20 protein-coding genes are annotated in these 19,218 nt (G+C 72.2%); 2 read left to right on the top strand and 18 right to left on the bottom strand.

The features are described 5' to 3' along the window. Positions 1-24: 24 nt before the first annotated feature. The 4 genes from mqnC to AB0M11_RS17930 form a co-directional block, all read right to left on the bottom strand. The gene (gene mqnC, locus AB0M11_RS17945) at positions 25-1,224 is read right to left on the bottom strand and encodes a cyclic dehypoxanthinyl futalosine synthase (RefSeq protein ID WP_365706412.1); all 1,200 of its coding nucleotides are present in this window, start codon (positions 1,222-1,224) and stop codon (positions 25-27) included. Between the two features lie 73 nt (positions 1,225-1,297). Continuing rightward, positions 1,298-2,233: an A24 family peptidase gene (locus tag AB0M11_RS17940; protein ID WP_365706410.1), complete on the bottom strand. Its 936-nt coding sequence runs from the start codon at positions 2,231-2,233 to the stop codon at positions 1,298-1,300. Continuing rightward, positions 2,230-5,295: a BTAD domain-containing putative transcriptional regulator gene (locus AB0M11_RS17935; RefSeq protein WP_365706408.1), complete on the bottom strand. Its 3,066-nt coding sequence runs from the start codon at positions 5,293-5,295 to the stop codon at positions 2,230-2,232. The genes AB0M11_RS17940 and AB0M11_RS17935 overlap by 4 nt, the downstream gene beginning before the upstream one ends. Positions 5,296-5,534: 239 nt before the next feature. After that, positions 5,535-5,885 (bottom strand): SsgA family sporulation/cell division regulator, encoded by a 351-nt coding sequence (locus AB0M11_RS17930; RefSeq protein ID WP_365706406.1) that lies wholly within the window; start codon positions 5,883-5,885, stop codon positions 5,535-5,537. Positions 5,886-6,081: 196 nt separating this feature from the next. Here AB0M11_RS17930 and AB0M11_RS17925 point away from each other — a divergent pair, with 196 nt between their 5' ends. After that, on the top strand, positions 6,082-7,695 hold the full coding sequence (locus tag AB0M11_RS17925) for a sigma-70 family RNA polymerase sigma factor (protein WP_365706404.1): 1,614 nt from the start codon (positions 6,082-6,084) through the stop codon (positions 7,693-7,695). On the opposite strand, the gene AB0M11_RS17920 is transcribed toward AB0M11_RS17925, so the two are convergent. From AB0M11_RS17920 to AB0M11_RS17880, 9 genes are read right to left on the bottom strand one after another with little or no spacing between them, the layout of a single operon-like run. Next, complete coding sequence (locus AB0M11_RS17920; protein ID WP_365706402.1) at positions 7,692-8,153, bottom strand: pilus assembly protein TadG-related protein; 462 nt, start codon at positions 8,151-8,153, stop codon at positions 7,692-7,694. The genes AB0M11_RS17925 and AB0M11_RS17920 overlap by 4 nt on opposite strands. Then, entirely contained in the window at positions 8,150-8,572 is a 423-nt protein-coding gene (locus AB0M11_RS17915; protein ID WP_365706400.1) for a TadE/TadG family type IV pilus assembly protein, read from the bottom strand. The genes AB0M11_RS17920 and AB0M11_RS17915 overlap by 4 nt, the downstream gene beginning before the upstream one ends. After that, positions 8,573-9,034 carry a TadE family protein gene (locus AB0M11_RS17910; protein ID WP_365706398.1) on the bottom strand — a complete coding sequence of 154 codons (462 nt, stop codon included), beginning with the start codon at positions 9,032-9,034 and terminating at the stop codon, positions 8,573-8,575. It abuts the gene before it with no gap. Positions 9,035-9,085: 51 nt separating this feature from the next. Beyond that, a complete protein-coding gene (locus tag AB0M11_RS17905; RefSeq protein WP_365706396.1) occupies positions 9,086-9,337 on the bottom strand; it encodes a hypothetical protein in 252 nt (83 codons plus the stop codon). Positions 9,338-9,386: 49 nt separating this feature from the next. Beyond that, entirely contained in the window at positions 9,387-10,307 is a 921-nt protein-coding gene (locus AB0M11_RS17900; protein ID WP_365706394.1) for a type II secretion system F family protein, read from the bottom strand. Beyond that, positions 10,304-11,314, bottom strand: a complete 1,011-nt coding sequence (locus tag AB0M11_RS17895; protein ID WP_365706512.1) for a type II secretion system F family protein — start codon at positions 11,312-11,314, stop codon at positions 10,304-10,306. Before AB0M11_RS17895 ends, AB0M11_RS17900 begins: the two co-directional genes overlap by 4 nt. Positions 11,315-11,344: 30 nt before the next feature. Further along, complete coding sequence (locus AB0M11_RS17890) at positions 11,345-12,652, bottom strand: ATPase, T2SS/T4P/T4SS family (RefSeq protein ID WP_365706392.1); 1,308 nt, start codon at positions 12,650-12,652, stop codon at positions 11,345-11,347. Further along, on the bottom strand, positions 12,649-13,500 hold the full coding sequence (locus AB0M11_RS17885) for a hypothetical protein (RefSeq protein WP_365706390.1): 852 nt from the start codon (positions 13,498-13,500) through the stop codon (positions 12,649-12,651). Before AB0M11_RS17885 ends, AB0M11_RS17890 begins: the two co-directional genes overlap by 4 nt. Before the next feature lie 17 nt (positions 13,501-13,517). After that, positions 13,518-14,246 carry a hypothetical protein gene (locus AB0M11_RS17880; RefSeq protein ID WP_365706388.1) on the bottom strand — a complete coding sequence of 243 codons (729 nt, stop codon included), beginning with the start codon at positions 14,244-14,246 and terminating at the stop codon, positions 13,518-13,520. Positions 14,247-14,731: 485 nt separating this feature from the next. Between AB0M11_RS17880 and AB0M11_RS17875 the strand changes: the two genes are divergently transcribed. Continuing rightward, on the top strand, positions 14,732-15,403 hold the full coding sequence (locus tag AB0M11_RS17875) for a hypothetical protein (RefSeq protein ID WP_365706386.1): 672 nt from the start codon (positions 14,732-14,734) through the stop codon (positions 15,401-15,403). 9 nt (positions 15,404-15,412) lie between these two features. Here the strand turns inward: AB0M11_RS17875 and AB0M11_RS17870 are convergent, their stop codons facing one another. From AB0M11_RS17870 to AB0M11_RS17850, 5 genes are read right to left on the bottom strand one after another with little or no spacing between them, the layout of a single operon-like run. Beyond that, a complete protein-coding gene (locus AB0M11_RS17870) occupies positions 15,413-16,009 on the bottom strand; it encodes a hypothetical protein (protein WP_365706384.1) in 597 nt (198 codons plus the stop codon). Beyond that, positions 16,009-16,665 carry a hypothetical protein gene (locus AB0M11_RS17865; protein ID WP_365706382.1) on the bottom strand — a complete coding sequence of 219 codons (657 nt, stop codon included), beginning with the start codon at positions 16,663-16,665 and terminating at the stop codon, positions 16,009-16,011. Before AB0M11_RS17865 ends, AB0M11_RS17870 begins: the two co-directional genes overlap by 1 nt. After that, positions 16,662-17,456, bottom strand: coding sequence for a hypothetical protein (locus AB0M11_RS17860; protein ID WP_365706380.1), 795 nt, complete (start codon positions 17,454-17,456; stop codon positions 16,662-16,664). Before AB0M11_RS17860 ends, AB0M11_RS17865 begins: the two co-directional genes overlap by 4 nt. A gap of 59 nt (positions 17,457-17,515) precedes the next feature. Further along, a complete protein-coding gene (locus AB0M11_RS17855; RefSeq protein ID WP_365706378.1) occupies positions 17,516-18,931 on the bottom strand; it encodes a hypothetical protein in 1,416 nt (471 codons plus the stop codon). Then, positions 18,928-19,167, bottom strand: a complete 240-nt coding sequence (locus AB0M11_RS17850; RefSeq protein ID WP_365706376.1) for a hypothetical protein — start codon at positions 19,165-19,167, stop codon at positions 18,928-18,930. Before AB0M11_RS17850 ends, AB0M11_RS17855 begins: the two co-directional genes overlap by 4 nt. Positions 19,168-19,218 lie beyond the last annotated feature (51 nt).

Here is a 19,218-nt window from a genome sequence, read left to right as displayed (position 1 = left end):
GTGTCAGTTCCGCGTAGTTCTATGTCAGTTGGAGGCGAGGAGCTTCAGTTCGGGGTGCGCGGTGCCGCCCTCGATCGCGGTCGAGGAGATGTGGGACATCACGCGCTCGTCGACCGGGTCGTTCGCCGGGTCGTCGTGGACGACGAGGTGCTCGTAGGTCGTGGCGCGCTGCGCCGGGACGCGGCCCGCCTTGCGGATCAGGTCGATGATCTCCAGGCGGTTGGAGCGGTGCTTGGCGCCGGCCGAGGAGACGACGTTCTCCTCCAGCATGATCGAGCCGAGGTCGTCCGCGCCGTAGTGGAGCGAGAGCTGGCCGACCTCCTTGCCCGTGGTCAGCCAGGAGCCCTGGATGTGGGCGATGTTGTCCATGAAGATCCGCGCGATGGCGATCATCCGCAGGTACTCGAAGAGCGTGGCCTGGGTGCGGCCCTTCAGGTGGTTGTTCTCGGGCTGGTAGGTGTACGGGATGAAGGCGCGGAAGCCGCCCGTGCGGTCCTGGACGTCACGGATCATGCGCAGGTGCTCGATGCGCTCGGCGTTGGTCTCGCCGGTGCCCATGAGCATCGTGGACGTGGACTCCACTCCCAGCTTGTGCGCGGTCTCCATGATCTCCAGCCAGCGCTCGCCGCTCTCCTTGAGGGGCGCGATGGCCTTGCGGGGGCGCGCGGGAAGCAGTTCCGCACCGGCGCCGGCGAAGGAGTCCAGGCCCGCCTCGTGGATACGGGTGATGGCCTCTTCGACCGACACACCCGAGATCCTCGCCATGTGCTCGACCTCGGACGCGCCGAGGGAGTGGATGACCAGCTGCGGGAACGCGTCCTTGATCGCCTTGAAGTGCTTCTCGTAGTACTCGACGCCGTAGTCCGGGTGGTGGCCGCCCTGGAACATGATCTGGGTGCCGCCCAGCTCGACGGTCTCCGCGCAGCGGCGCAGGATGTCGTCGAGGTCGCGGGTCCAGCCCTTGGCGGTGTCCTTGGGAGCCGCGTAGAAGGCGCAGAACTTGCACGCCGTGACGCACACGTTCGTGTAGTTGATGTTCCGCTCGATGATGTACGTCGCGATGTGCTCGGTGCCTGCGTACCGGCGGCGGCGTACGGCGTCGGCGGCGGCACCCAGCGCGTGCAGGGGGGCGTCGCGGTAGAGGTCGAGCGCCTCTTCCGGGGTGATCCGCCCACCGGCAGCGGCACGGTCGAGGACGGACTGAAGGTCGGCCTTCTCGGTCACCGGGCGCGTCCCTTTCGTAATGGCTTGCGGACGGACCGAACCAGCCTACGCCAGCCCCTCGCAGGGCCCGACCTCAGGCGGTGTACGCGCCGACCAGCAGCCCCGCGAACACCCCCGCGACCAGGAACGGCCCGAACGCGATCGCCGTCTTGCGCCCGGCCCTCCGGACGACGACGAGCGCACCGCCGTACAGGGCGCCGAACAGGAAGCCGGCGAAGGTGCCGAGCAGCACGGTGGGCCAGCCGTACCAGCCGAGGACGGCACCCGCGCCGAGGGCCAGCTTCACGTCGCCGAAGCCCATCGCGCCCGGGTTGACGAGGAAGAGGACGAAGTAGCCGCCGCCGAGGGCGAGGGCCGCGTAGAGGGAGGTGAGCCAGTCGCCGGCGTGCTCGGGGAGCAGGGCCGTCACCCCGAGGAGCGCGAGGGCGCCGGCGACGAAGGGGAGGGTGAGGGGGTCGGGCAGCCGCTGCACCCGGAAGTCCACCAGCGCGAGCAGCACACCGACCGGCGCCAGCAGCAGCCAGACGGCGAGCTCGGGGCGGGTGCCGGTGGCCAGGGCGAGGGCTGCGCAGACGAGGGCGGTGGCCAGGGCGGTGAGGGCCGGGGCGGGGGCCGGTGCCGGGGCGGGGGCCGGTGCGGCGGCGGGGGCCGGGGCGGGGGCGGGGGCCGGTGGGGGTTCGTGGGTGGATGCGGGTCTTGTGTTCCCCTCCGCACCGCCCGTGCGGCGTTCGTCGTCGGGTGCCGGTGGCCCTGGTGGGGCGTCCTCGCTGTCGGCGGCCGCGGGTTCGCCGCCGGTGGTGGGCCCCTGGGCCGGGGAGTCGGTGGCGCAGGCAGTGCAGGGGGCGGCGCCCAGCCAGCCGCTGACGGGGTGACCCGCCGGGCACTCCTTGCGCCACTCCTCCCCCGCCGGTGCCGAGAAGCGGTACGCGGCGCGGGGCAGCAGGGCGCCGGCCGTCGCGCCCCAGAGGGCGGCGACGGCCGGGAGGACGATGTCCGAGGCGGTCGTCATCCGGTCGCGGCAGCGCCGTCGCGCCAGGTCGGGAGGAGCTCGTCGAGGAGTGCCTCGGTGCGCGGGGGCAGGCCGCGCGCGCCGCTGCGGGCGACGAGGTCGGCGGCGAGGGCGCGCAGCCGGTCCGGGTCGCCGGTGGCGTGCGTGGCCCGCAGCAGTTCGTTCCAGAGGCGTTCGTCCGCCGGGGCCGTGCGCAGCGCCGCCCCGAGCGCCTCGATCGCCTTCTCCGCGCGGTCCTTCTCCAGGTGGAACGCGGACAGCGCGAGGCCGATGTCGGCGACCAGGAGCGGGAGCTGGGCGTCGATGATCTCGTGGGTGAGCCAGCGGTAACGGCCCTCCGCGCGGTCGGCCAGCAGCGGGCCGCGCACCAGGACGAGCGCGTCGGTGAGCAGCCGGCCGCGGACCGCGCGGCTGTCGACGCCCTTGCCCTGGGTGGCCTCGTGGTAGAGGGAGCGCAGCACGTCCAGGTCGGAGACGACCGACTTGGCGAGCGTGAGGCGGCCGGCCGCGTCGGAGCGCAGCCGGGGACTGCCGTCGGGGTCGGTGCCGAGCCAGCCGCGCAGCCGCTCCAGGAGGGCGTCGCGGACGTCCTCCGTCACGCCCCGCGGCCACAGCGCGGACGACAGCACACGCGGGTGCACGCCCTCGCGGTGCAGCAGGAGGAGCGCGAGGGCCTCGTGGAGGAGGGGGCTGCGTTCACCGTCGGGGGTGTCCAGACCGATGATCTCGTACGGACCCACGAGCCGCGCGTACACCGCGGGGCGGCCCTGTTCGCTGATGTCGACGAGGAACGGCGGCGTGGTGGTGGGGCCGTCCGGGTCGTGCTCGGGGTCGGCCTCTACGAAGAGCTCGACGACCGCGCGCTGCTGGACGGCGGGCAGCAACTGGGCCTGCAGTTCGAGGCCGAGGAGCGGGGCGAGGAGCCTGCCGTCCGGGGTGATCTCCATCGCCCAGGCGGCGCCGGGCAGGTCGCCGCTGTCGGTGCCGACCAGGTAGCCGATGCCCAGCCGGGCGGCGTCCGAGGCGAGTTCGGCCAGCCGCTGGGCGTCCTGGTCGGACGGCCGGCCGGCGAGCAGGACGAGGTTCGGCGCCCAGCGGGTGTGCTGGGCCGGCCCGGTCCGGCCGGTGAGGACGGAGTGGTGGTCGGCGGCCCCCAGCGCGCCGCGCCGCTGCCGGGTCTCCGCCTCCATCGTCTCGAACAGCGCCTCCACGTCGTCGAGATGGCGCAGCCGGTTGGGGGCGAGCGGGGTGAGCTCCGCGCCGAAGCCGACCAGGGTGATGGTCATCCGGTCCGACCAGCCGTTGGTGGCGAGTTCGGCGGCGACCGAGGCGAACACCGCGGCCCGGTCGGCCTCGCGGCCGCTCAGCGAGACGATGCCGGGCACCGCCTCCAGGTTGAGCAGCAGCCGCGAGTCGTCCATCGTGCCGAGGCTGACGAGCCCGGGGTACGGCGCAGCGGCGTCGGTGTCCTCGTAGCGCTCGGCGTCCGCACGGGACAGGGTCCAGAACGTCTGGTCCTGGCCGAGCTGCCAGGGCGCCGGGGGCTTGCCAGCCGGCTGGGCCAGCTGCAGGTGCAGATCGCCGTGGCTGAGCCAGGCCGCGTAGACGACGGGCAGGGAGCGGGACTCCGCGGTGAGGGCGGCGGCGAGTCCGCGCAGCGACCGGTCGAGCAGGCGCACGCCGTCCGGGTCCGCGCCGACCAGCAGTGCGTCCTGCACGTCCTGGGCGTCGCCGGTCGGGACCGGCGGCTCCATGCCGCGCCGGCCGCCGACGGCACCGAGGGCCGACTGCCACAGGGCCTGACGGCGCCGGCGGCCGAGGGCGGCGAGCAGACCGGCGGCGAGGAGGGGGGCGCCGAGAAGGGCTTCGGAAAGCCCGAAGGAGGAGTGCGCGGAGGTCTCGTGCGCCGAAGACCCGAGCGCCGAAGACCCGTGCGCCGGGCTGCCGTGTGCCGAGGGGGTGCCGTGAGCGTAGGGGCTGCCGGTGCCGTCGTCGGCCTGGCGCGGTCCGGGCACGGTGATCTGCGCGGTGGCGCCGTCCTCGCCCGCGTGCTGCCCGCCGCCCTGTTCCTGGTGCTGCTGCTGGTGCTGGGTCTGGGCGTGGTCGCCGGTCCTCGCGTAGTCGCCGATCTGCTGCCGGACCTCCGGCGAGACGTGCGCGTCGGGGTTCTCGACGAGTTCGCCACCGTGCGCGTCGCCGGGCATCTCCATGATCCAGCCGGGGCGGATGAGGCTGGCCTCGGAGAGCCGGGAGCCGTCGGGCTGGACGCGGTCCTTGTTGAGCTCGTAGATCTCCTTGTACCGGCGGCCGTCGCCGAGGTGGCGCTGCGCGATCTCCCACAGGGAGTCGTGGTGGCGGCCCTCGGGCGGCTGGATCCGGTAGTACTTCGTCGCCCCGTGCGTGGCGCTGGAGCCGCCCTGTTCGGCCTGGGCGGCGGCGTGGCCGGCCTGCTCCGCGAGGGCGGCGGCGGTGCTCTTCGCCTGCTCCTGCTGCTGCGCGAGGATGCCGGGGGTCGCCTGCGCGGTGGCCACCGTGCCCTTCTGGTTGCCCTCCAGGCTGTGCCCGAGCTGCGAGAGGCCCGGGGTGAAGCTGGCGGCTGTGGCACCGACCAGCAGCAGGGCGGCGACGAGCTGCCGGGCGAGCAGCTGGCTGGGCCCGGCGCCGGGGACCCGGCCGGGCAGGCCGACGCCGGAGACGGCGGCCTTGACCTCCACCAGCACGCAGGCCGTGAACTGGGCCCAGGCCAGCCAGACGACGATCGTCAGCGCGTTCAGGAAGGTCTGGACGTCGATCGGCTTCGACAGCCAGTCCATGCTGGGCACGCCGCGCGGCAGGGGCCAGCCGACGAAGTCGGCGAGGGCGCCGGGGACGCCGACGACGAGGAGAAGCAGCACCACGAAGGCGAGGAACGCTTTGACGACGTCCCCGAACGTGCGCCGGCGCAGCCGCACCGGCTGCGGGGTCCGGTTGCGCGGCCCCGCCGGGCCGACCGGTCCAGCTGGACCGGCCGGGCCGCCCCCCGTCGGTCTTCCCGTCGAGCTTGATGTGCTGCGTCGCGCCATGACGAGTGCCCCGTGGTCGTGTGGAAGGAGTGGACCGGGGAACGCGTCGGGCCTGCCGAGGTCCCCCCGCCGATCCTATTGACTGGCGCCGACAGCGTCGAAGGGGGCGAACGGCCGACGACCGCCCGGATTCTCCGCTTTCGCCAATCTCCGTCCCGTTGGCCGGAGTTACCGCCGCTCGCCCTGCGCACACCCTCTCCACACGCCCCACATCTCGCGGCCACGCGCGCGGGTTCTCGTCAACCGCCCACCCGCAGCGAGGACATCAGGAAACGGGTGAGCACCGAGGTGGGGAAGGCGATCGCGGCCACGCCCTCCTCCGCCCGCAGTTCCACCACCGTGCGGGAGGCGCCGTACGGGCGCACGTGCACGTTGCCGAGCACGGCGGGGGCCGCCAGGCCCTCCTCCAGAAGGGTCCGCGCGAAGGTCCAGGTGACCTCCTCGCCGTCCAGGGAGATCCACGGCGGGAAGACGAAGTGCACCGCCTGCGGGTCGGCGGAGGTGTAGCGGAGGGTCGCGGGGACCGCCACCTCCTGTTCGTCGGCGGTGAGCAGGCGGGCGCCGGTGGGCTGTTCGAGCGTGATGGGCACGGGTCTTCTCCGGGGTGCGGTGGTGGGCGTCATGCAAGTGAGAGCGCCTGGCGCCGAGCCTGATTACGCGGAAAACACAAGCGACGTGAGTGACATGGGTCACTTTCCGCTGCGATGGAAACTTTGCTTGAAAGTTTCGTCATCTACTCTGACAAACCTTCTCCCGCCTCTCTGCCGGCAACTGGAGCGTTCCGCCATGCCCGACGGTTCCTCTGCAGTGATCAGCACCACCGCCTATACCCGGATCTACGAGGAACAGCAGCCGCGTCTCGTCGCGTACGCCCGCTCCCTCACCCGGAACGCCTGGGTCGCCGAAGACCTGGTCGCCGAGGCGCACTTCCGGGTCTGGCGGCGGCTGGCCGAGGGACACGAGATCGACAACGTGTCGGCGTACCTGACGACGACCGTCCGGCATCTCGCGTACGCCGCGAACGGCGCCGTCAGCGAGACACCTCGCGACCCGCACGACGCCGAGCAGGCCGAGTCCGGGCGGCACGGCGCCGACCCGGCCGAGCACGTCTCCTCCGTCGACCTTCTCGTCCGCGTGCTGGCCCAGTTGCCCGAACGCTGGGTCAAGGCCCTCTGGCTGGCCGAGGCGGAGGGGCAGCCGCTGGCGCAGATCGGGCCCCAGCTGGGCACCAAGGAGGGCGCCACCGCCGTACTCCTGCACCGGGCCCGGGAGGGGATGCGGCAGGCCTTCCTGCGCACCCAGACCGGCGCCCCGGACGACCCCGCCTGCCAGGTCCACTGGAGCCGGATGCCCGCGTACGTGCGCGGCGCCGCGACGGAACGTCAGTCCGACCGGCTGCTCGGCCACGTGGACGGCTGCGACGACTGCCGGGCCCGGCTCGCCGCGCTGATGAGCGCCAACGACCGGCTCCCCGCCCTGATCGGCCCCGCCCTGCTGGTGTTCGCGGTGGGCGGCACGGCAGGCAGGTGCCTGCTGACGCTGACCGCCGCCGGGGGCTCGGCGGGCGGCCACGCGGGCGGCGGCGGAGGCGGGCTGCGGCACGGCGTACGGCAGGCGGCCCGTGTCGGCGGCACCAAGGCGCCGGTGGCGGTCGCGGCGGGGGCGATGGTGGCCGGGGCGGCGGCGCTGGTGCTGCTGATCGGCCCCGGACAGTCCGCCTCGGTCCCCGCCCGGCGGACCCCCGTCGCCGACGCGGGGGTGTCGCAGGCGCCGGTGGCCGGGCAGCCGACCGCTCCGGCGGACACCCCCGCCGCGCGGCCCGCGGTGGCCCCCGGGCAGCCGGGCGGGGAGCCGGTACGGCAGCCGGAGGTGAGCGACGGCGGTACCCCGGCGGCCGCCTCCCGGCCCGCGTCCACGCCCCGGCCGCCGTCGGACAGCGGCGACGGGACGACGCCGGATCCCGGCGGGACGACCTCGGGGGGCGACAGGAACGGCGCGGGGACCGGCACCGGTGACGGGGACGGCACCCCGCCGGCGACGACGGACCCGACACCGCCCGCCGGTCCCACGGACCCCACCCCCGCTCCCCCGACGGACACCCCGACGGACCCGGCCCCCGTGGACACCCCGCCCGCCACGGACCCCGCCCCGACACCGGCCGACCCCGCCCCGGTCACTCCCCCCGACGACGGCTGCCCGCCCCGCCCCGGCCAGGGCGACGACGGCAACGGCAACGGACGTTCGCACGGCGGCGACGGCGACCACGGCCGCGGCGATCACGGCCGAGGCGACCATGGAAGGGGCGGCCACGGAAGCGACGGCCACGGGAGCGACGGCCACGGGAGCGACGGCTCCGACGGCAAGGGCCACCACCGCCACACCGCCCCCGCCGGGTCCTAACCGACCTCGTTCTCCGCCGTCGCCTCGCCGTGGACCACGATCGCGCCGCCGTAGAACATGCCGGTGAAGACGGGGTCGTACGTCAACTGGACCTCGACCCGCACCTGTTGTTCGTTCGCCGAGACGCAGTGGGTGCCGGCGACGTCGGCGGCGGACATGTCCATCTCGCGGGCGAAGGTCTTCACCCGGGCGTCGCAGTCCTGGAAGTTGATGGGAGCGCCGCCCTGGTTCTCGTACAGCTTGTCCAGGTCGATGTCCTGGGCCGCGTAACGGGCCGCCTGCTCCGCGATGTCGGCGGCCCGTTCACGCTTGGAGATGGACAGGCCGCCGTCGATGACGAACGCGGACAGGGTCAGGAAGACCAGGGCGAAGATGATGACCGCCCCCGCGCCCGAGCCCCGGTCGTCGAGACGGAGCCGGCGCGCGGTCCACCAACTGCGCAGCACCGCAAGGCTCATGCTGCCCTCCGGAACGGGTCCAGCGGTGACGAGAAGCTCGCGCTGAGCCTCGTCGGGATGTCCAGGCCGAGCATGGCCAGGCCGCGCACCTGGCAGCTCACCTCGACCGTGAAGATGGAGTCGGGCTCGAAGCCCGCACTGGTCTGGACGACGGAGACCGGCCCGGAGCAGACGTCCGACAGGTCCGCCTCGGCGGCCTTTCGCGCCTCCGCCATGGCCGTGGCGTGGTCCTTCTGGATGGACCCGGCGCGGGCCGCGTCCCGCGCGGCGCCGTCCACCGCCCCCCGCCCGTCGACGAGTTGACCGAAGGCGACCAGGACGAGGATGAACAGGATCATGACCGGGGCGAGGATGACGACCTCGACGGTCGACAGCCCCCGGTCGTCGTGCCGGACTCGCTGAGCGGCGGAGGAGGACATCTAGTTCTCGTCCTCCACGAAACGCTCCACCGGCCCCGCGGACCGTGCGTGCACCGTCAGGTCCAGGCCCGGGAACACCGTCGGGATACGCGCCGTGATCTCGACGCCGACCGTGTGCTGTTCCGGCTGGACCGTCCGCACGTCGGGCGACAGGACCAGCTGCGGGCCGAGTTGGCTGATGTAGGAGGCGACCACGTCCTGGGCCTCGCCGCGCCAGGCGGCGGGTTCCGCGTCGGCGGTGGCGCGGGCCTTGCGGGCGCCGGCCTGGGCGGCCGCCTGGGCCACGTGGTCGGCGAAGAAGTACAGCGCGAACTGGACCGTCGCGAAGATCATGAAGAAGAGGACGGGGGTGAGGAACACGAACTCGATGGCCGTCATGCCCGAGTCGGCCGAGTCGCCGCGCGCGGCGGCCGCCCGGCGGCGCACCCAGCCGCGCAGGCCGCTGCCCTCGCCCGTGGACATCCCCGTCACCCCGTCACCCCCGTCGCCCCGTAGCCGTCCCCGTGCGCCCGCTCAGCAGGTCCCGCTCGCGTTGGCACCCTTGATGCAGTTGCCGACCTTGTTGGCGCCGTCGCTCAGCGCGGCGTTGATGATGGCGGCGACCACCCCGACGATCGCCACGACGACCGCCGAGATGATGACCCACTCGACGGCGGAGGCGCCGCGGTCGAGTTCGCCGGAGCGGGCGCGCTGCACCCGGCCCTGGAGGAAGGTGACCAGGAAGTCCACCGCCGGGATCCCGGTGCTGACGTTCCGTGCGTTCATGATGACTTGTCCTCTCGAAACAGCAGTTGGCGAAGGTTCACGCTCGCGTTCACACCTGGAACACCCGCATCGCCGCCGGGAAGATCAGGAAAACCAGGAAGCCTGCGCACAGCAGCAGCTGGGCGACGAGCATCGACTGGGACTTCTCGCCCGCGCTGCCCTCGATCTCGGCGAGCTCGCGGTGGCGCATGGTCTCGGCGCGGGAGGCGAGGGACTCACGGACCTTGGCGCCGTCGTCCGCGACCAGGGCGAGGGAGGCGGAGAGGTCCTTGAGCTCCTCCACGCCCAGCTCCTCACCGAGCGCGCCCAGCGCCTGCCACTGGCTGACGCCGGTGATCCGGGCGTCGGAGAGGGCGTTGCGGATGCGCTGGTTGGCCCAGCCGTCGGAGACCTCGGCGGCCGCCATCAGCGCCTCGGGCAGGCCGCGGCCGCCCGCGAGGCTCATCGACACGAGGTCGAGGTAGGCCCCGATGACCCGCCTGAGGTCCCGGCGCTTCTCGGCCGCGTCCCGTCGTACCTCCAGATCGGGCAGGAAGAAGAACAGGGCGGCGCAGGCCAGGGCCAGCCAGACCGGGACGACCGGGCTGCGCCCGAAGCCCATGGTGTAGACGACGGCGAAGAGGAAGGGGCCGAACAGCAGCCCGGCCGCCGCGAGCAGCACCTTGGTCGCCAGGAACCTCTCCCAGCTGCGGTCGAGGACGGCGAGGTCGGCGCGGAGCGAGCGCTGCTCCCAGCCCTGCTGCCGGTAGAACTCGGCGACGCGCTCGCCGACTTCGGCGCGCAGCGAGCCGAAGCGGCCGGTGTCCTGGGCCGGCCGGGCCGCCTCGTAGGCCGCGCCGCGCGCCCGCATCGCGTCGATCCGGGCGACCTGCGCGACCGCGCTGCGCCGGGACGGCATCAGGGCGCGGATCAGGGCGTAGACGCCGAGCCCCAGGACCACGCCGACGACGATCGGCATCGTGAGGTTCACCGGCGGATCCCTTCGTCGGTGGGGAGCTGTTGCCTACCCGGCTGCCCCGGCTGACCAGGCGGACCGGGCTGACCAGGCGGACCGGGCTGGCCCGGCTGGCCGGGCGCGGTGCGGGGCGGTCGTACGAACTGCACGGAGGACTGGTCGCGGACCAGGAACCGTTCCGGGGTCTCGATGGTGGACAGCTTGCGCAGCCACCAGAAGCCGAGCGCGAACAGCCCGCAGACCAGGGCGAGGACGAGCTGGCCGACCGCGGTGCCGTACGGCGCCACGAAGTCGCGGTTGAAGACGGCGAGGCCGAGCACGAACGCGACCGACACGGCGACGACGATCTGCACCGAGCGTCGGGTGGACGCCCGTTGGGCCATCACGCGCTGGCGCATGTCGACCTCCTCGCGCGCCGACTTGGCGAGCGCGCCCAGCACCTGGCGCAGACCGGGTCCGCGCAGGCGCGCGTTGAGGATGAGCGCGGCCACGATGATGTCGGCGGACGCGTCGTCGATCTCGTCGGCGAGGTGCTGGAGCGCTTCCGGCAGCGGGGTGCGGGCGCGCAGCCGGTCGACGAGGGCGTCCAGGTGCGGCCGCAGGATCGGCGCGGCGGCGCGGGCCGAGGCCGGGATGGCCTGCTCCAGGCCGACCGCGCCGGCGATGGTGTCGCGCAGCGACTCGGTCCAGGAGGCGAGCGCCTCCACACGCTTCATCGCGGCCCGTTCCTCGGCGGCGCCGCCGAACAGCTTGTCCCAGAAGAAGACCAGGACGCCGGCGGCGATGCCGGCCACCGCCCAGCGGGTCAGCAGCAGGACGGCGAGGCCGATGATGGCGGCGAGGGAGCCGCGCTGCCCGGCGAACCGGAGGAGTTCGGCGGCCCGTTCGTTGGCCTTCTGCTTCTCGTGGTCGGGCTTGACGGGCAGCCCGCGGACCGCCAGGACCAGCAGCGCGAGGCCGCCACCGACGGCGACTCCGCAGCCGAGGGCGTAGAGGACCGAGGCGGAGAAGAGCCCGCCCAGGGAGCCCAGGGAATCGAGGTTCACGTCACGTCACCCCCACGCCCCGTGCGGCTGGTAGCCGTAGGCCATCAGGTCCTCCAGGCAGGCTATGGGCGCGTGCGGGACGACCCGGCCGTCGGGGGTCTCCGCGAACACCTCGCTGGACAGCACCCGGCCGTCCACGCCGTTGACCTCACGGACCGAGGTGACCATGCGCTGGAGGCGGCCGCCGGTCTGGTAGTTGTTGCGCCGCTGGATGAAGACGACGAAGTTCACCGCGCCCGCGATCAGCATCTGGCTGGCCTCGATGGGCAGCCGCTCGGAGGCCTGGAGCGCGTAGGTCGAGATGCGGTTGAAGACCTCGCTGGAGCTGTTGGCGTGGATCGTGGAGAGCGATCCGTCGTTGCCCTGCGACATCGCGTTGAGCATGGTGACGATCTCGTCGCCGAGGACCTCGCCGACGATGACCCGGGAGGGGTTCATGCGCAGGGAGCGGCGGACCAGTTCCGCCATGCTGATGGCGCCCTGTCCCTCGGAGTTGGGCAGCCGCTCCTCGAAGGCCACGACGTTCGGATGCAGGTCGTGGAAGGTGTCCAGCCCCAGTTCCAGGGCGCGTTCGACGGTGATGAGCCGCTCGTGCGGCGGGATCTCGTTGGCCAGGGCGCGCAGCAGGGTGGTCTTCCCGGCGTTCGTGGCCCCCGCGATCATGATGTTCTTGCGGGCGCGGACCGCGCAGGCCATGAAGTGCGCGACCTCGGGGGTCAGCGTGCCGTTGCCGACCAGGTCGGAGATGAAGACCTTGCCCATGCGGGCGCGCCGGATGGACAGCGCGGGCCGCCGGGTGACGTCCATGACCGCGGAGAGCCGGGAGCCGTCGGGCAGCCGCAGGTCGAGCTGCGGGTTGGCGGAGTCGAAGGGCCGGGAAGAGAGTCCGGAGTAGGCACCGAGCACCTGGATCAGCTCGACGAGTTCCTCGTCCGTCTCCGCGACGGGCTCCCCGACCACCTCACGGCCGTCGCTGTAGCCGACGAAGACCTGGTCGCAGCCGTTGATGTCGATGTTCTCGACGTCCGGGTCGTCGAGCAGCGGCTGCAGCCGCCCCACGCCGAACAGCGCCGCGTGCACGGCGGCCGCGTACTGCTCCTCGGTCTCCGCGTCCAGCGGGGTGCGTCCGGCGTTGATCTCCGCGCGGGCGTACTCCTCCAGGATCTGGGCTATGACGGCGCGGGCGTACTGGCGTTCGTCCTCGGTGGACATCGGCGTCACGCCGGACGCCTGGTCCTGGCGGCGCTGCTCGGCGATGCGGTCGCCGGCGTCCTGCCGGAACCGCTTGACCAACTGGTGGTCGACAGCGGTCATCGGCCGGCCCCCGCGTGGGGCGCCTGCGGCGGTACGGACGCCGGTACGGTCCAGGCGGCGCCGTACTGCTGGTGGAGGTCGGCGGTGACCTTGCGGGCGGAGCGGATGAGCAGGGACTTGTCGAGACGCCCCCGCCTGCGGCCGGCCAGCTGGTCGGCGCCGGCCGGGTCGTCGGCGATGGTGCCGACCACGCGGGCGCCGGTCTGGGCGTGCACGAGCATGTCGTTGACCTGGTTGACCAGCTTGCCGGCGCCGGCCGGGTCGGCGACCAGGACGACGCCGATCAGCGGGGTGGCGAGGGCGCCGGCACCGCGCGGACCGCCGTGCAGCCGCTGCGCGAGGGCGGCGGCCCGGTCCCGGACCCGGGCGAGCGCCTCGGGCTCGGTCCGCGAGACGAGCAGCACCAGGGCGGCGTGCGGGAACATCTCCACGGCCGGAGTGTCACCGCTGATCCGTCCGCAGTCGGCGATGACGTCGGCCGGGGCGTTCGGGGAGTCGGCGAGGGCGGCGAAGGCGTGCCCGAGGGTGGGCCACAGCCCGGCCAGCCCGGCGGCGTGCTCGGCTATCCCGAGCCCGACGAGCACCTCAAGGCCGCCGCTCAACGGCTGCACGTGGTCCCAGAGTTGGTCCGGTACGAGGCCGCGCCGCGCGGTGGCTGCGATGGACAGCATGCCGGTGTTGGGGTTGAGCGGTCCGCCGTGCGCGGCGGCGCTGCGGTAGACGAGGTCCCCGCCGGCCGGGTCGGCCTCGGCGAGCAGGACCCGGCGCGGCCAGACCGCGGCCAGCGCGACGGCCGCGGTGGTGACGCCGGGGGAACCCTTGTCGGCGGCGATTGCGATGAGCGCCATGGGGTGGGTGCCGCCTTCTAGTTGCCGTTGCCGGGTACGAGAACGAGGGCGACCTCGCCGTTGGACGCGGCCTCGGCCAGCTCGGCGGCCTTGTCGCTGTCGACGGTGAGCGTGATGGCGTAGTTGGTGCTGCTGACCAGCTCCGAGCTGCCCTTGTCCTCCGGTACGGCGCTGACCTTGGCGTTGCCCGTGATGAGCGAGTCGCCGCCGGAGGAGGACGAACTGCCGGAGGAGGAGCCGCCGGAGGACGAGGAGCTGCTGACGCGGTAGGCGGCGACGGTGTCGCCGTTCTCGATACCGCTCGGGTACTGGCCCTCCTTGAGGGCGAGGCCGACGGTGGACTTGCCGGCGGGAAGCCTGCTGCCGCTGCCGAACATCTCGCCGACGGCGACGGCACCGGCCGGGATGGTGCTGTTGGCCTTCAGCTTCTTCAGGCTCTCCAGCTGGGACCACCTGACGTAGTGGATGCCGGGGTCGTCGGCGACCAGGACGGAGGTCACGTCGCTGTCGGTCACGGACGTGCCGGCCGGCACGTCCTTCGTGATCTTTATGACCTCGATCCGCTTGCCGGCCTGCAGCACGAGCGTCGTCGCGCCCAGCGCACCGAGCAGGATCAGCAGCACGGCGAGCGCGGCGAGCGCGGGCTTGCGCTCGCGGGGGGCGGTGGGAAGCCGGTCACCGACCGAGGGCTGAGCCGGACCCGCGGAACGACCGGCGCCCGCCCCCGTACGCTCTTGGATCTTCACGCAACCGCTCCCCGTTACAGCCAAGACAGTCTCTGTCGAGAACCTGAAAACCTGTCAACGCCTGTCGCCGCACCGGCCGGTACCGCGAAAGCGGACACTCGACACCAATCAACCCCGACTCGGCCAAATACTCGGCCGCGGGGTGAGTGTCAAGCGATCGCACCGTATCAGCCGCACATAAGCCCCTCAAGGCACGTCCGGACTCCTTGACCTCACCGAAATCGTCGTTGCGATCTGCAACGGCGTTGACCTGTAGGGCGGTTGAGACTCTGGACACATCAAGGGACGCGGGGGTGTGCGCCGGTGAATCCCCCGTCCCCCGCTCGCAACCCGTCCGCACCCGGCACCGTCACCGTGCGCCCATCAGGCCTGCACGAAGTGCTCACGCCGGCGGCCGGTTTCCGACGGCGGCCTGACTAGGATCACGGATCACCCGGCCGGACGACGGGTTCCGCCGCCGCGCACCACCCTGAGGAGGACCGACCGTGACCGTGCCGCAGCGCCACTCCTGGCAACCCCCGGAGGGCGAGAAGCTCGTGGCGCGCGCGCCGGTGTCCTTCGCGACCGGCGCAGCAGACCGGGTCCGGGGCCGGCGCTGGTTCCGCGACACCGAACGGCGCGACATACAGGCCGAGTTGCCGGACTGGCCGACGGGCCCGGCCTACCGGCTCAGGTCGCGGACCGGCCCCGTCGTGCGGGCCGTGCTGGCCGTCGCGTTCCTCCTCGGCGTGCTCGCCCTGGCCGCGGTCTCCGGGGGCAACGTGCCCTCCGGCAGCGGCCCCGGCGGCTCCGACTCGCTGGGCAGGAGCGAGGACCCGGAGAACGAGGAGACGGACTTCCCGGTGCTGTGGGCCGCCCCCGGCACGATCGCCCGTACCCTCCCCTGGGAACTCGACCCGGCCCGTCGCCCCGACACCGACGTCACCCACCTCGTCCTGACCGACCGCCGCCTGCTGGTCCTCGGCGGGCTCCAGGACCCCCGGGACCCCTGGGAGGAAGTCCTCTGGGAGACGGACCTGAGCACGGTCGCCACCGTCGAACGACGGCCGTTCAGCGTCGGCGGCCGGGACTTCAGAATCACCTTCACGGACGACTCCTGGTGCCGCCTGACGTCCCTGGAGGGCGAGTCCCTCGTCAGCCGCCTGACGGCTGCCTGAGCCGTTCGGCTACGCCGTGACCCGGACCGTCCGGGCCAGTTCGTCGGTCAGCTCGCACAGGGTGTCCGTGTGGGCCAGCGCCTGCCAGGACGTCAGCAGGACCAGCCCCCACGCCTCGTCGGCCCTTATGCCGTACGCGCACGTCTCCAGCACCGTCCCCAGCCCGTCCCGGCCGACGTCCCGGACATACGCATGCCTTACCCGCACCGCGGGCCCGGCGGGCAGGGTACACAGCTCGGCCTCGGGCGGCCGGTAGGAGTCGGCGGTGGGGGCGGCGAGGTAGTCACGGAGAAGGTCGACGGTCAGCTCCGGGTGCGTGTCGTCGGCGACCAGCGCGGACAACTCGATCCGGGCGAGCTCCCCGAGACGCGGCTCGGGAACGTACGACAGCGCCGTGATCGGACCCCGCTCGCGGGAGTCGGCGGCGGCCTCGCGGAGTTCGGCGGCGAGGGCGTCGAGCAGCTTCGGCTCGTCGCCGTCCCGGCCGACGAGCCCCCGGGCCGTCTCCGCAGCCCACGCGCGCAGATCCACGGACGACCGCACGGGCAGCGCGACGGCGTCCTCCGGCGTCCGCAGACGAACGGTGGCAGCGGCGAACTCGGGCATCAGGCCATCCATTGCAGGGTGCGGGCGACGGAGTCGAACAGTGTGACCAGGGCCTCAACCAGCGGCTCCAGCGGGGGTGCCGTCGGGGTCGAGAAGGAGAGCAGCAGTCGCTGGCCGCTCTGCGGGACGGCGAGGTAGACGTCCAGGTGGGCGACGGCGAGCTTGTTCCCGTCCGGGTCGTCGGCGGCGGGTCGACGGAGGTAGCGGTGGCGTACGGCAGGGCCTGCGGGGAGGTCGACGAGGGTGACGTCATCGATGCCGGCGTCCTTAGTGTCGGCGCGGAGGGCGAGGGAGCGGGCGATGTCGCCGAGGTCGCCGGGTTCAGTACCGGGCGACGGCCGCAGCACCGTCACGACCAGTCCGGCGGAGACGGGGACCTGGCCGAGGACCTGGTTGACGACGTACATCTCCACGCCGCCGTTGGCCCGCGCGGCCTCGGCCTGCGCCCGCATCCGCTCCGCCAGCGCGGCCTCCAGCTGCGGGGTGGCCTGCGTCCGCCGCAACCCCCGCTTGACCAGCTTGTCGATGCGGTGGGTCCAGCGCTCCGGGCTGTCCAGCACGATCCGCTCCCAGCCTTCGGGGACGGCGAGACGATAGTCGGAGGGAGGTGGGGCGGAGGCACTGGCGGCGGCGCGGGCTTCGATGCCGCCGGTCATACGCCGGCCTCGCTCGGACGGCCACCCCGGTTGCGAGGCCTCCTGCTCGCGGGACTCAGGGCGGCGGCAGCCATCGGTGTGAGGAGGAGAACGACGGCGGCGCCCAGGCAGAGATAGTCGATGACGCCGTCATCAAGGTCCGACTTACGTCCCAGGAAAGGCCGGTAGTGGCCTGCCGGATCGATCACCGCCTGTGTCCTCGTCCCGACCATGGTCTCGTCCGTGCACCACTTGTCGTTCCTGAACACCTGTCGGATCGATCCGTCAGGGAGCTTGACACGGCAGTACAGGGTGGTCACACCGTGTGACCCGCGATCGACGGCCTTGGCATACGTGACCGTGGTCTCCTGCCCGCGCACCTGGAGATACCACTTGTCGGCCTGCTGGGACCCCAGCCAGACCAGCACTACATAGGCGGCCACGGCCAACACCCGCACAACGGGGCCACCGCGCCACAGCGGGGCTTTGACCGCCACCCAGATCACGGCCATGCCCCAGGCCAGGCCGACCAACAACGCGTACCTGTCGATCAGATACGTGGACGCCAGACAGCTAACGACACCCACGAGGGCGATCAGCGGCAGTCGGACCCAGGCCCATACGCTGGTCGTGTCCTCTGGCTTTCCTCCATCGATGTCCAGGATGCGCCGCACACGCCGCGTATGACCGTCCTCTTCGGCAATCCGCCGCAACTCCGGCAGCCCCAGCCCGACTTCCTCGAACGTTCGCTGCTTGGCCGGCGAAAGTCCGGCGAACAACTCGTCGACGGTCCGACCGTCTTCCCGTGCCACTTCTTCTCTGCTCCCCTTGCCCTCATGGGCCTCGCGATGGTCGGGTCTCGTCGGGTTTCTCAGCCTCCGGAGACCTTCAGATGCCCGTTGTAGAAGGGGATTCCGTTCGCGCCCCAGCCGTTGGTGTGCTTCAGGCCGTCGAAGGCGTTGGGCTCCAGCGAGGTCGGTTCCCAGGAGTGCATGGGGGCCACGTTCATGACGCCCGCGGCTGTCGGCAGGATCTGGCTCGCCTGGTAGAGAGCGGCCCGCGAATAGGCCACGGTCCTGAACCCGGCGTCCGAGAGACCGATCAGCTTGGGCAGTTTGCCCTTGACGAGGACTCCGTCGTCCGGGGCCGTCTTCGTGATGGCCTCACGTATGTCGTTGTAGTACGACTTGAAGTCGAGGGAATCCTTGACGATCGACCGCATCGTCGGCAGGACGCTGTTCGGCCCCTTCGCCAGGGCCTCACTGATCTTGCCCGCCTTGACCCCCGTGAGCGCCTCCGCACTCTCGCTTGCCACCTTCGCGTCCACGCCCAGCTCCCGCAGGGCGAGGAACTGTTTCAAAGCGGCCGACCCTCGCGCGGCGGTGGCCGCCTCCTTCGCGGCCGTGCCCAGGATTCGCCCGGCGCCGAAGGACAGCACACCGACGACGTCGATGGCGACGTCCAGCCAGGTGCCCTTGCCGTCCAAGGCGGAGACCATGTCGCAGACGAGGGCGACCACAGAAGCCACCAGTGCCAGCGCCACGATGATCTCGCCGAGGACGGGGATAGCTCCGAGCACGAGCGCCAGGACGCAGAGCACGCCGGCGATCGCCCCCGCCCAATGCCCCACCTCGGCGACCCAGTCCTTCCAGTTGTCCCACCAGTGGTGCTTGGGATCCTTCAGCCCGTCGTGGTCGATGGCGTCCCGTATCGCCTTGGCGGCATACTCGGCCTGCGTGTCCCGGTACTCGAGCGCGGCCCGGAGCTCCCGCTTCGCGGCGTCGAGCTCCCCGTCCGAGGCCTCCTTCTGCCGCTTGAGCTTCTGCTTGTCCGGATGGTTGTCGTCAGGGGACGGATGCTGATCGATCTGCTTCTGGTAGTGACTGCTGTCGGCATCGGCGGCCGCGGCCTTCTTCAGCGCGGAACGCACGCGATTCTGGGCGTGATTGAGCGCGGTGGCCCAGTTCTCCCGCACGCTGTCGGCGATGGGCTCGTACGGCACGGAGGACCCGAGCGCCGCCCCCGCCGCCGCATACCGCTGATGCGACTGTTTCAGCAGCTTGACGGTGTCGCCGGTCTTCGCGGTGAACGCCTTCCCGGCGTCCGAGTCCCACCCGTTCCCGTCGACGAGGTTGTTCAGCTTCCCGGCCTGCTCCTCGATCAGCTTGGCGGTGTCGGAGATCCGCTTCCCGAGCCGGGCCGCCTCGTACGGGTCTCCTGGCGTGAACTCCTTGTCGTCGTACCGGGCCGTCTGCCAGTCGACGCCGGAGAAGTCGTGATCGCTCACTTGTCCCCCGGCTGAGCCTTGACCAGCGCGTCGGCGAGATGCTGATCGACCCCGTCGTAGGCCTTCGCCGCCTCACCCGCGGTCTTCCCGAGGAACTCCAGCCCGTCGCAGAGCTCTTTGCGCTTCTTCTTCCAGTCGTCCGCGAAGTCACCGAGGGCGTCCGCCACCTCGCCGGACCCGATCTCGGACCCGTACGAGTCGACGAGATCCTTCGCATGTTCAAAGTTGGACTTCAACTTCGCGACAGACCTGCTGATCTCCCGCAACTCACCCGTGGACACACTGAC

The sequence above is a fragment of the Streptomyces sp. NPDC051987 genome (genome assembly GCF_040680735.1).
Classification (GTDB): domain Bacteria; phylum Actinomycetota; class Actinomycetes; order Streptomycetales; family Streptomycetaceae; genus Streptomyces.
The sequence above is the reverse complement of the archived record's forward strand: the minus strand, read 5'-3'. Positions and strand labels throughout refer to the sequence as shown.